The organism is Pedobacter lusitanus, from assembly GCF_040026395.1.
Classification (GTDB): Bacteria; Bacteroidota; Bacteroidia; order Sphingobacteriales; family Sphingobacteriaceae; genus Pedobacter; species Pedobacter lusitanus.
On sequence record NZ_CP157278.1, the window covers coordinates 2625090 to 2638355 of the forward strand.

At 39.6% G+C, this 13266-nt stretch carries 10 protein-coding genes; 5 read left to right on the forward strand and 5 right to left on the reverse strand.

The features are described from left to right. Nucleotides 1-9: 9 nt before the first annotated feature. Nucleotides 10-1392: an ammonium transporter gene (locus PL_RS11075; protein ID WP_041884357.1), complete on the reverse strand. Its 1383-nt coding sequence runs from the start codon at nt 1390-1392 to the stop codon at nt 10-12. Nucleotides 1393-1715: 323 nt separating this feature from the next. On the opposite strand from PL_RS11075, the gene PL_RS11080 reads away from it, so the two are divergent. Beyond that, entirely contained in the window at nt 1716-2204 is a 489-nt protein-coding gene (locus tag PL_RS11080) for an SRPBCC family protein (protein WP_041884355.1), read from the forward strand. Here the strand turns inward: PL_RS11080 and PL_RS11085 are convergent. The 3 genes from PL_RS11085 to PL_RS11095 all read right to left on the reverse strand — a co-directional run bounded on the left by PL_RS11085 (nt 2177) and on the right by PL_RS11095 (nt 5591). Beyond that, complete coding sequence (locus tag PL_RS11085) at nt 2177-3139, reverse strand: TIGR01212 family radical SAM protein (protein ID WP_041884354.1); 963 nt, start codon at nt 3137-3139, stop codon at nt 2177-2179. The genes PL_RS11080 and PL_RS11085 overlap by 28 nt on opposite strands. Nucleotides 3140-3232: 93 nt before the next feature. Beyond that, entirely contained in the window at nt 3233-4018 is a 786-nt protein-coding gene (locus PL_RS11090; RefSeq protein WP_041884351.1) for a hypothetical protein, read from the reverse strand. Nucleotides 4019-4169: 151 nt separating this feature from the next. Further along, nucleotides 4170-5591 (reverse strand): APC family permease, encoded by a 1422-nt coding sequence (locus PL_RS11095; protein WP_041884350.1) that lies wholly within the window; start codon nt 5589-5591, stop codon nt 4170-4172. Nucleotides 5592-5809: 218 nt separating this feature from the next. Between PL_RS11095 and PL_RS11100 the strand changes: the two genes are divergently transcribed. The 4 genes from PL_RS11100 (at nt 5810) to PL_RS11115 (ending at nt 12014) form a co-directional block, all read left to right on the forward strand. Continuing rightward, the gene (locus tag PL_RS11100; RefSeq protein ID WP_041884348.1) at nt 5810-8062 is read left to right on the forward strand and encodes a sodium-translocating pyrophosphatase; all 2253 of its coding nucleotides are present in this window, start codon (nt 5810-5812) and stop codon (nt 8060-8062) included. 132 nt (nt 8063-8194) lie between these two features. Next, nucleotides 8195-9661, forward strand: coding sequence for an amino acid permease (locus tag PL_RS11105; protein WP_041884347.1), 1467 nt, complete (start codon nt 8195-8197; stop codon nt 9659-9661). 215 nt (nt 9662-9876) lie between these two features. Then, nucleotides 9877-11361, forward strand: a complete 1485-nt coding sequence (locus tag PL_RS11110) for an amino acid permease (RefSeq protein ID WP_041884345.1) — start codon at nt 9877-9879, stop codon at nt 11359-11361. Between the two features lie 86 nt (nt 11362-11447). Then, nucleotides 11448-12014, forward strand: a complete 567-nt coding sequence (locus tag PL_RS11115) for a MarC family protein (protein WP_041882769.1) — start codon at nt 11448-11450, stop codon at nt 12012-12014. A gap of 78 nt (nt 12015-12092) precedes the next feature. On the opposite strand, the gene PL_RS11120 is transcribed toward PL_RS11115, so the two are convergent. Further along, complete coding sequence (locus tag PL_RS11120; RefSeq protein WP_041882768.1) at nt 12093-13259, reverse strand: RNA methyltransferase; 1167 nt, start codon at nt 13257-13259, stop codon at nt 12093-12095. Between the last annotated feature and the right edge of the window lie 7 nt (nt 13260-13266).

Below are 13266 nucleotides of genomic sequence, written 5' to 3' on the forward strand. Positions count from 1 at the left end.
ATAGTCAGCTCAGACTAATGGAGACTGCTCCATTTCAAGTCCGGTTGAAGCGACAATCAAAGTACCCTGAGTATATTTCTCATTATGCTGACTTGCATCAAGCCCTTCTTCTTCCTCTTCAGAAGTTACACGAATAGGCTGAATGACATTAATCAGTTTAAAAATCAGAAAAGACACTACAAAACTAAATACAGCTACAATCAGCACTCCTTTTAATTGTGTTAAAAAGAAATCCGCATTCCCGTAGAACAATCCATCAGCACCCGCTGGATTTACTGTTTTAGTCGCAAATACACCTGTCAGTAACATCCCAACAATTCCACCAACACCATGACATGGAAATACATCCAGTGTATCATCAAGACTGGTTTTAGATTTCCACATCACTGCCAGATTAGAAATAATCGCTGCAGCAACACCAATAAAAATACTATGTGGAATAGCCACAAAACCAGCTCCGGGAGTAATAGCTACAAGTCCAACTACCGCACCTATGCAAAAGCCAAGCACAGAAGGTTTTTTCCCTCTTAACACATCAAAAAACATCCAGGAAAGACCAGCAGCACCGGCAGCTATGTTTGTTGTAGCAAAAGCAGATACAGCTAAACTGTTTGCTCCTAATGCCGAACCAGCATTAAATCCAAACCAGCCAAACCATAAAAGTCCTGTACCAATTAATACATAAGGAATATTTGCAGGAGGAATTTCCTGATGATCCTGGTGCACTTTTCTTCTTTTAAGTACAAGCGCTCCTGCGAGCGCTGCCATACCAGCCGAAATATGCACTACAGTTCCACCGGCAAAATCCAGTACCCCCATTTTAAACAGGATACCGTCAGGATGCCATGTCCAGTGTGCCAGTGGCGAATAAACAAAAATAGCAAACAGAACAATGAACAGAATATAAGAGGTAAAACGAATACGTTCGGCAACAGCTCCCACGACTAACCCAGGAGTAATAATAGCAAACATCAACTGGAACAATGCAAATAAGGTTAATGGAATCGTTGGCGCAAGACTCCATGCCGGCCCGGAATTAACCCCCTGAAAAAACAGGAAAGTAGACGGATTTCCTATCAGACCATGAATACTTTCGCCAAAGGCGAGACTAAAGCCGACCGTCACCCATAATACACTGATTACACCCGCAGACACTATACTTTTAATCATAGTTGAGATCACATTTTTCCTGTGAACCATACCACCATAGAAAAAAGCAAGACCTGGTGTCATCAGAAACACTAAGGCCGTAGCTACTAAAATCCATGCAATATCAGCCGCATTGTATTTTCCCGCATCAAAATCAGCATGTAACGGAACAAAAAGCGCTGCGATTGAAACAATCGCAAGAATAATGAATGGAACAACCTGTTTAAATAGTACTTTACTCATATAATTTATGTTTTTATTGGTTTATTTGTTGATTTATCATAAAAATAACAATAAAATTCAATAAAAAACAACACAAACAACCAATAAATACAAAAACGACAATACGAATCACATTAAAATCAACAAAAATTCACAAAAACAAGTAATAAAAATTCATTATTCGAATTTTAACACAAAAACACCAGTAATAATTTAAAATAAATTCAAAAAACACATTAAAAATATATCATAATCGTTTTTCTTCAGTTTTATGATAAAAATTACTAACAACCAATTTTTAAACTGTTTATAAGTAGATTGCATCTTTGCTGATCAGAATACATATGAAAGCCTTCCATCTCAAATTCTCTCAATTTCTTCCCATAACTTTGTCCGAAGCCTGGGATTTCTTTTCCTCTCCGGCAAACCTGGCTAAAATCACTCCGGAAGAAATGGCTTTTACAGTCACTTCGCCTATGCAGCATGATCAGAAGATGTATGCAGGAATGATTATTACCTATAAGGTATCACCAGTGGCAGGCATTCAATTAAACTGGATGACAGAAATTACTCAGGTAAATGATTATCAATATTTTATTGATGAGCAGCGTTTTGGTCCATATAAATTCTGGCACCATCAGCACCACTTTAAACAGATACCTGGCGGTGTGGAGATGACAGATATACTTACCTATGGATTACCATTCGGATTTTTCGGAAATATAGCCAACAGGCTGTTCGTAGCCCGCAAATTACAGCAGATCTTTAATTTCAGAAAACAGAAGACAATTGAATTGTTTGGGGATTATACTATAGCAACAGCAGGCACATAGGCCGACCCCTGCACAATCCCTCTTTTTTCGATTTCCTTATCAATATAAGTCTGAATAGACGATTTATTTAATCCCCAGTTCGGAGCAATCAATAAATCCCAGTCAGAAATACCAAACAGACGCTGAATAATTATATCCGGTCTCAGCAAAGGAATCAACTTACACAAGAGATCAGTATACTCTTCAAGTGTAAATAATTTGAAAGGTTCTTTCTTGTATTTAGCACCCATAATAGATCCTTCAACAATATGAAGATGGTGAAATTTAACAAACTTGATTTTCGGGAATCTGTTAATTTCATGAATATATTCAAGCATCATTTCTTCAGTTTCCCATGGAAAACCAAAAATCGTATGCACACAAAGATCTAATTTACTGTTATCGAGTAATTTTACCGCCTCTACAAATTCACCATGACTGCATCCTCTGTTGATCTGATTTAAGGTTTCATCATAAATAGATTCCATTCCCATTTCCAGATCCACATCAAAACGATCAGTATAGCTTTCAAGCAATGCGACCTTTTCTGCATCAATACAATCAGGACGGGTCCCCACTGAGAAGCCAACAACATCTTCACTGTTAATAGACAATGCTTCATCGTACATCATTTTCAGATAATGTACAGGTGCATAAGTGTTGGTATTGGGCTGAAAATAGACAATGAATTTATCCGCCTTATAAAAGCCTTTCCCACGCTCCATCCCCTGCTCCAGCTGTTCCCTGATGGTAGGTAACTTTCTGGAAAGCTCTGGTGTAAAAGAATCTACATTACAATAAGTACATCCTCCATAGCCTTTGCTGCCATCACGGTTCGGACAGGTAAACCCGCCGTCAACAATCACTTTGAACACACGCTGTCCTTTATACTTCTCCTTAAGGTGAGTACCGTAATTATTATAACCTTTTATGCCTGAATCTAATGGAGTTCCCAAATTGCTTATTTTTATTTTTTTGCAAAAATACACCTTTTAATTTAAAGTTCAAGCCACAGGAAAGCAACATCTGGAGGAAAAGACCTGCTTCAGCTATTTAATCAAAGCCGGCAAATTCTCATTTTTGCCACCCTTAATAAACTCATTATAACTTTTCTTAATATAAATGATCATTTCATAATCAGACATTTCTTCTGCCTGGGTACGTGATGGCCTGTATTTATTAACAAACTGTTGAAGTGCATCCCCTTTTAAAGAGGTAATACGGGAAATCTTTGATTTTGAGAATACTTTATCCACATAATTATTATCCTCACTGGCCAGCAATGACTTTTGCAGTCTCGATGTCGGATTTTTATCCTTGCCCAGTAAATTAATAAATTGCAGCACATCAATACCAGCTATGGCAGCTGTGCTATAGGTATTCACATTCCGGTCAGCGAAACGCGGAGACCTGACATATCCCGATTTTGAAATCAGTATATTCTGTATTTTCGGCTTCCTGTAGGCAAATACAGACCGAAAATCCTGCCTGTTTCGCAAAGAATCAAACTCATATTTATTTTTAGCCTCTATTTTCACTTCCTGCAAAATAAGAGGAACCGGGTCAAGGGGAACGATAATATTTCCTTTATCAGACTTCAGTGTAAAATAATAAGTAACGTAATTTGCACGGCTAACCTTAACCACATCTCCCGTATTAATATTCGAAAGGCCAAAATCACCTTTAAGGTTAGTAAAGACAATTCCGTAACTCGTTGTAATGGTAGCATTTTCAATCGGCATCCGGGTGTCTTTATCAATAACAGTACCCGTTATCCGCTGTGCAAAAAGATGATAAGAAGAAAAAACAAACACTAAAGTCCATATAAATTTCATGCCTGCTGATTTAGGAAGATGTAAATAATATTATCATCTAAATTTAAGCAACTTCTAAATATTTTAGCGCACAAAACGACATTAATACCAAAAAACTTAATCCGGGATGACAATGATCCTGATCAGACCGGATTAAGTTTTTTGGTATAACTTATTGAATACCCTCTTTAGGTTTAGAAAAGTAATAGACAGGTATACCCGCAAGCATAATTAACACTCCCCAGCCGCAAGTACTAAACTTGGTTATCAGCAAGGCGACACAGATCGCTGCAGCAACGATCATATACAAAGCAGGTAAAACCGGATAACCAAAGGCTTTATAAGGACGAACAGTATCAGGTTGTTTTTTTCTTAAGATAAAAATTCCGTAAATAGTCAGAATATAAAAGATCATGACAATGATGACCACATAATCCAGTAAGTCCCCGTATTTCCCGGTCAGACACAGAAAAGACGCCCAGATACACTGGAACCACAAAGCCCACCCCGGTACACTGGATTTATTCAGTTCAGCTGCTTTCTTAAAAAACAGCCCATCCTTAGCCATGGTATAATAAACCCTTGCCCCGGCCATAATTAAACCATTATTACAGGCAAAAGTAGAAATCATGATCATAACTGCAATAGTTATCGTACCTACATCTCCAAAAATATATTGAGCGGCAGCCACCGCAACACGGTCAGATTTTGCAAAAGCAATCTCATTTAAAGGCATTACAGAGATATACATCAGATTTGCAGAAATATAAATTACACTCACAATGAAAGTTCCGAAAAACAAACTCAGTCCTACATTACGCTCAGGTTTTTTGATCTCGCCGGCAATAAAAGTTACGCCAACCCAGGCATCACTTGAAAACAGAGATCCTACCATTGCAGCCGCAATTCCCGAAAGCAGGGCAGTACCACCAATAGATACCCATGAACCATGCTGGGCATCAAACGCTCTTGTATTCCAGGCATCCGCCCAGTTTGCGTTCCAGACTTCAGTATTTGCAGCAATCAAAAACCCTCCGACAATTAATCCCAGTAAAGAGAATATCTTGATGATGGTCAGAAAGGTCTGCAGCATTTTACTATCCTTCACTCCACGGCTATTGATGTAAGTCAGCAGAATAATGGTCACAATAGAAACCAGCTGAGCCGCATTCAAATGAAAAGACCCTATACTATATAATATATTGGTATCACTTAAAGGTTCATAGAGATAGGCTGCAAATTTAGAAAAAGCTACTCCTACTGCTGCAATTGTCCCCGTCTGTATCACAGCAAAGAAACTCCACCCGTATAAAAATGCGATCAGTTTATTATAAGCTTCTTTAAGATATACATACTGTCCGCCAGCTTTAGGAAACATGGCACTCAGTTCGCCATAGCTAACCGCAGCAACTACAGTCACCAGTCCGGTCAGTACCCAGATCAGGATGAGCCAGCCGGCAGAGCCTACCTGTCTTGCAATATCAGCACTTACTATAAATATACCAGAGCCGATCATGGAGCCTACAACAAGCATGGTTCCGTCTAAAAGGCCAAGTTCTCTCTTAAACGAGGAATCCTGAATTTCTTTGTTCATTTTTGGTTTGGTTGGTTGATTTTTTTAATCCGTTACGGATGGTTTGTAATCGCTAATATATTTAAATTATCAAAACAATTTATGCTAAAATACCTCGGCACAACTATATTGTAAATATCTCAGCCTTACACGATTAATTTGGCAATGTCAGAAACTCTCTTTATTTTGTATAACGACATAATGTGCCATCTACCCGAGAAACCAAATTTAAACAACATATGATTTTTTTACAGCAGAATTTAATTTACTTCATCCCCCTATTTGGCCTTATTGGGATACTGGTTATGGCCTTCCAAAGTGCCTGGGTTACCCGGCAGGAAGCAGGAGACAAAAACATGAATGAACTTGCAGGTTATATAGCAGACGGAGCTATGGCCTTTTTAAAAGCAGAATGGAAAGTTCTCAGTTATTTTGTAATTATTGCCGGCATATTACTCGCATGGTCCGGCACTCTGACCGGCAGTGCCGCCAGCCCGATTCACTCCAGTCCGATAATCGCTATAGCATTTTTAATAGGTGCAGTATTTTCAGCCTTTGCAGGTTATTTAGGAATGCGTATCGCTACCAAGGCTAATGTCAGAACCACACAGGCAGCCAGAACAAGTTTAGCGCAGGCATTAAAAGTTTCTTTCAGAGGTGGTACAGTAATGGGCTTTGGCGTTGCCGGATTAGCTATACTGGGTTTAGGAACCTTATTTATTATTTTGTATCATACATTTGTACATCCAGGAGCGCCGGCATCAACAGCCGAATTAAAAAAGACTATAGAAGTTCTGGCAGGCTTTTCATTAGGAGCAGAAAGTATTGCCCTGTTTGCCAGAGTTGGCGGAGGAATTTATACCAAAGCAGCTGACGTAGGTGCCGACCTTGTTGGAAAAGTAGAAGCAGGAATTCCTGAAGACGATGTACGGAATCCGGCGACCATCGCAGATAACGTTGGTGACAACGTTGGTGACGTAGCGGGTATGGGGGCCGATCTATTCGGTTCATATGTAGCTACAATTCTGGCAACTATGGTTCTGGGACAGGAAATTGTTTCTAAAGACCTGTTTGGAGGGATGGCCCCGGTATTACTGCCTATGCTGATTGCCGGTCTGGGACTGGTATTCTCTATCGTTGCCTCCCTGTTTGTTAAAATTACCAAAGAAACTGATAGCGTACAAAGTGCTTTAAACATAGGTAACTGGCTATCAATAGTACTGACAGCTATTGCTTCATTTTTTGCCGTTCGCTGGTTATTACCTCCGGTCATGTCTATCCGTGGCTTTGAATTCACATCTTTATCTGTTTATTATGCGATATTAATCGGCCTGCTTGTAGGTACACTAATGAGTCTGATTACAGAATATTATACCGCTATGGGCAATCGTCCGGTAAACTCTATTATCCAGCAGTCCTCAACAGGTCATGCAACCAATATTATTGGTGGTCTTTCAGTAGGGATGGAGTCTACAGTATTACCGATTCTGGTACTTGCTGCCGGTATATATGCCTCTTATTATTTTGCCGGTTTCTATGGCGTGGCCATTGCCGCAGCCGGTATGATGGCTACTACAGCAATGCAACTGGCTATTGACGCATTCGGACCGATTGCTGATAATGCAGGCGGGATTGCAGAAATGAGTGGATTGCCAAAAGAAGTCAGAGAAAGAACAGATATGCTGGATGCAGTAGGAAATACCACAGCTGCTACGGGAAAAGGTTTTGCGATTGCCTCAGCAGCGTTGACATCTCTTGCACTTTTTGCTGCATTCGCAGGAATTTCAGGTATTACAGCTATTGACATCTATAAAGCAAATGTCCTTGCCGGGTTATTTGTAGGCGGCATGATTCCTTTTATCTTTTCTTCCTTGTGTATTGCCGCGGTAGGCCGTGCAGCGATGGCTATGGTACAGGAAGTGAGGAGACAGTTTAAAGAAATTCCAGGGATCATGGAGTATAAAGCTAAACCTGAGTATGAAAAATGCGTAGCTATTTCAACCGAGGCCTCTATCCGCGAGATGATGCTTCCCGGAGCAATAGCCTTAATTGCCCCTATAATTGTTGGTTTTACTTTTGGACCAGAAGTATTGGGAGGATTACTTGCAGGAGTAACAGTTTCTGGTGTATTGATGGGAATATTCCAGTCCAATGCAGGCGGAGCATGGGATAATGCAAAAAAATCCTTTGAAAAAGGAGTTATGGTTGCAGGGAAAATGGAATATAAAGGTTCAGATCCTCATAAAGCATCCGTAACAGGAGATACTGTAGGAGATCCTTTTAAAGATACCTCAGGCCCGTCAATGAATATCCTTATCAAGCTGATGTCTATTGTTTCATTGATTATTGCCCCTCATATCGCTGTCGGAATCAGCAATCCCGGCACAACAGAGATCAGAAAAGAAATACAAATCAGTAAATCGACAGATTCTAAAGGAAAAATCAAAATAGATACAGTTAAAAACGTAACAGACACCCTTGTTCACCCCTGATTAAGCCATATATTGTTCTGAATAAAAGGGATTTCCCACGATAATCCCTTTTATTTTTTAATATATTTTAGTTAGGTTTGGTTTGAACTAACCTTACTCTAAAATAAAACAACTTAACGATCAAACTAATCTATGTTATTTAAAAAATCTATCCCACAACTATTAGCCGAGGCTAATGAAAGTGGCGAGGGCACCTTAAAACGTACCCTAACCAGCTTCAATCTGGTAGCCTTAGGCGTTGGTGCTATCATTGGTGCAGGATTATTTTCCCTTACAGGTATCGCAGCGGCTGATAATGCCGGACCAGCTGTTATACTTTCCTTTATCATCGCTGCAGTAGGTTGTGGTTTCGCAGGTCTTTGTTACGCAGAATTTGCTTCTATGATTCCCGTTGCCGGAAGTGCCTATACTTACTCTTATGCCACTATGGGAGAATTTATGGCCTGGATCATTGGCTGGGATTTAGTACTCGAATATGCTTTGGGATCGGCTACCGTAGCCTCAAGCTGGTCACAGTATTTTTCGCAGTTTCTGCTGGAATTCGGTATACATTTCCCGACCAACCTGTTACATGGTCCCTGGGAAGGCGGTATTGTCAATCTGCCCGCAATAATAATTGTGTGTCTGTTATCACTGTTACTGATGAAAGGTACCAAAGACTCCTCAACTGTAAATAACATTCTGGTAATTGTAAAAGTATCAGTAGTATTGATATTCATAGCTCTGGGATGGAGTTTCATCAATCCTGTCAATCATCATCCGTTTGTACCTGTTAACTTAGGTGAAGAAGCAGTAAAATCCGGAACCAAGGGTTTCTTTGAATTCTTTGCAAGTGATGATTTCGGACATTATGGAATCAGTGGTATTTTACGTGGAGCAGGAGTTGTATTCTTTGCCTTTATCGGTTTTGATGCCGTAAGTACTGCAGCACAGGAAGCTAAAAACCCACAAAAAGGAATGCCTATTGGTATTATCGGTTCACTCGTTGTGTGTACCTTATTATATGTATTATTCTCTTATGTAATGACAGGGCTGGAAAACTACACCAAATTTGCAGGTGATGCCAAACCAGTTGCTACAGCTTTTGCACAAACAGGATATACTTTCTTAAACCGCTTTTTAATGATTGCGATCCTGGCTGGTTATACCTCAGTTATCCTGGTCCTGTTATTAGGTCAAAGCCGTGTATTTTACAGCATGAGTAAAGACGGTTTATTACCAAAAGTATTTTCAGAACTGCATCCTAAAAACCAGACACCATGGAAAACCAATCTTGCGTTTATGGTTTTCGTGAGTCTTTTTGCAGGTTTTGTTCCTGTTTCAGACTTAGGCCATATGGTGAGCATCGGTACTTTATTTGCCTTCTCACTGGTTTGCATCGGCGTACTGATCTTAAGAAAAACAGATCCTGACCTGGACAGACCTTTCCGTACACCATGGGTTCCACTGGTTCCTATCATGGGTATTATCGTTTGTGTGCTGATGATGGCTTCATTACCTATCGTTAGCTGGGAGCGTTTAGCTATCTGGATGGCACTGGGCGTAATCATTTACCTGGCGTACAGCAAAAAACACAGTAAAATCAGAAATCAGGCATAAAAGAGGTTCAAACCCATAAAAGCCTGATCGCAGAGGGCCATCGCCAGCATATAAATGCTATCTGCGTGAAAGACAAAAAGTTAATAGTTAATTATATTGAATAAAAGGGATTTTCAACGAGAATCCCTTTTATTTTTTAATATATTTTAATTAGGTTTGAGATTGAATTAACCCTATTCCCAAAAACAAAACAATCTTAACTATCAAACTAATTTATGTTATTTAAAAAATCTATCCCACAACTATTAGCTGAGGCAAATGAGAGTGGTGAGGGCACACTAAAACGTTCCCTATCCAGTTTCAATTTGGTAGCCCTGGGTGTTGGTGCTATTATTGGTGCAGGATTATTTTCCCTTACAGGTATCGCAGCGGCTGATAATGCCGGACCAGCTGTCATACTTTCCTTTATCATTGCTGCAGTAGGTTGTGGTTTCGCAGGTCTTTGCTATGCAGAATTTGCTTCTATGATTCCCGTTGCCGGAAGTGCCTATACTTACTCTTATGCTACTATGGGAGAATTTATGGCCTGGATTATTGGCTGGGATTTAGTACTCGAATATGCTTTAAGTGCTGCTACAGTAGCTTCCAGCTGGTCACAGTACTTTTCACAATTTCTATTAGAGTTTGGTATTGAGTTTCCGCAGAAATTTTTACATGGTCCCTGGGAAGGTGGTATTGTTAATATCCCTGCCATTGTAATTGTCATTCTGTTATCTCTGTTACTGATGAAGGGAACCAAAGACTCTTCTGCTGTAAATAACATTCTGGTAATTGTAAAAGTATCAGTGGTATTGATATTTATTGCTTTAGGATGGAGCTTCATTAATCCTGCCAATCATCATCCGTTTATTCCTGTTAACGCAGGCGAAGAAGCTGTAAAAGCAGGAACCAAAGGTTTCTTTGAATTCTTTTCGAGTGATGAATTCGGACATTTCGGTATCAGTGGTGTATTGCGGGGTGCAGGTGTGGTTTTCTTTGCCTTTATTGGTTTTGATGCCGTAAGTACAGCAGCGCAGGAAGCTAAAAACCCTCAAAAAGGGATGCCGGTTGGTATTATCGGTTCGCTGGTTGTATGTACCTTATTATATGTATTATTCTCTTATGTAATGACGGGACTGGAAAACTACACCAAATTTGCAGGTGATGCCAAACCAGTTGCTACAGCTTTTGCACAAACAGGATATACTTTCTTAAACCGCTTTTTAATGATTGCCATTCTTGCAGGTTATACTTCGGTAATCCTGGTGATGCTGTTAGGACAAAGCCGTGTATTCTACAGTATGAGTAAAGATGGTTTATTACCTAAAATATTCTCTGAACTTCACCCAAAAAATCAGACCCCCTGGAAAACCAATCTGGTTTTCATGGTTTTTGTAAGTATTTTCACAGGATTCGTACCTGTTTCTGATTTAGGCCATATGGTGAGTATAGGTACTTTATTTGCCTTCTCGCTGGTTTGTATCGGTGTATTGATTTTAAGAAAAACTAATCCGGAACTGGAAAGACCTTTCCGCACACCATGGGTTCCTTTGATTCCTATATTAGGTATTGTGGTATGTGTACTGATGATGGCCTCATTACCTATTGTTAGCTGGGAGCGTTTAGCTATCTGGATGGCACTGGGTGTAGTCATTTACTATGCTTACAGTAAAAAACACAGTAAAATCAGAAATGACTATCATAACAGCTTATCAAAGTAAGCTTTCCTTAAAATGAATATAACAAAAAAGCCACTTATAAGTGGCTTTTTTGTTATATTCATTTTACATTTACACAAAAATATACCATGGAATTCAATCTAAGTCAAATACTCTCCACCTCAATGGTTTTGTTCGCTATCATTGATATATTAGGTGCTATTCCCGTGGTTATTCAATTGCGAAGTAAAGCAGGTCATATCGAATCAGAAAAAGCAACCCTTGTGGCAACCTGTCTGATGATTATTTTCCTTTTTGTCGGAGAAACCCTGTTAAAAGTTATCGGCCTTGACGTCGCATCTTTTGCTATTGCAGGTTCCCTGGTAATTTTTTGTATTGCCATGGAAATGGTTCTCGGACTGACCCTCTTTCATGAAGATGCACCCGAGACAGTTTCTATTGTACCATTGGCTTTCCCACTTATCGCCGGTGCCGGAACCATGACGACCCTGCTTTCATTAAAAACTGAATATGCAACCCAGAATATTATCGTAGGAATTCTGATTAATATGATGTTCGTTTATATCGTGCTTAAAAATACTGAGCGTTTAGAGAAGCTTTTCGGAAAGTCCGGATTAAACGTACTGAGAAAGGCATTTGGAGTAATCTTACTGGCTATCGCTATTAAACTGTTCAGAAGTAATACAGGCTTATAGTCCGTATTTATAAAAATCAGACTATTAAAAAAGGGCCGTCTTTAACAGATGGCCCTTTATAACTTTAGTAAAAAAAACCTAATCTTTTTTAATCAGCCTTGCGACAAACATCGTATCAGCTTTATCACTGTACCCCGTAATACTCTGCATACTTTCCAGAGTTAGTGGCAAATTTCCGGTAAGATGAGCGATGACATCTTCATTTTCCTTTTTGAATACAGAACAGGTAATATAAATCAGAGGTTTACCAGGTTTAAGATATTTCACCACACGCTCGGCAATACCTTTCTGCAGTTTAGAAAAATAATCTATTCTGTGCGCATCAAAGTGAACCAGCATTTCCGGGGTTCTGCCCCAGGTTCCGGATCCGGTACATGGTGCATCCAGAATAATCCCGTCAAACTCATAATCATGTAAGTCCTGTTCATTATTCTGTAACAGATCAAGAACTTTTTTATGATATTTCTTAATGCCGGCAGCCTGAAAACGCTCATCCAGATTATGCAAACTATTCTCTCTTACATCACTAACCAGTAATTCGATTTTAGGCTCCATATCATGAAGCAGAAGAGACTTTCCGCCAGAGGCAGCACAACAGTCCCACCAGTAATCATAAGTCTTTGGAGCGAAGAATTCGCCTGTTTTCTGAGAAGATAAATCCTGCACCTGATAATACTGGTCCTCAGGTAATAGTTTTTCCAGCTTTGTTCCGTTAGGCAGGGCCAGCGTTTGATCACTGATTTCCCTGACCGCAACTTCAGCTGCAACCAGCAGATCAAAGATCTTTTGGTGATGTGCAGGTTTAATCCGCAGGAATAAATCAGGCTGAATAAAAAAAGACTGGAGAAACTCCGTCAGATCTATCCCTTCCGACAACTCAGCACCAAAAGAAAAAACATCAGTCAGCTTAAATTTAGGAAAAGCATCCTCAATCAGTTTTAATTTTGCCTGTACAGGTAAAAGCATCTGCTCTTTAAACTGCGGCAGATATTCATTGATAACCAGACTTTCAGTTTGATTACACAGGAAATCTGCAATAGCAAGACGCAATAATTGTTTTTCCTTTTTTAACGCCTGGCCTAAACGGAAATAGCTATACAGATACCTGGTTGCCCAGCGTCTGTCTGAAGAGCCCATTTGCTTGTGCTGTTTGAAATAAGTAAACAGAAATCTGTGCAAAGGTAAAACCCCATCATATTGCTTAAAGACATCCTCAAAGGAACGTATCTGATATTCTAATTTCATTTAGTGT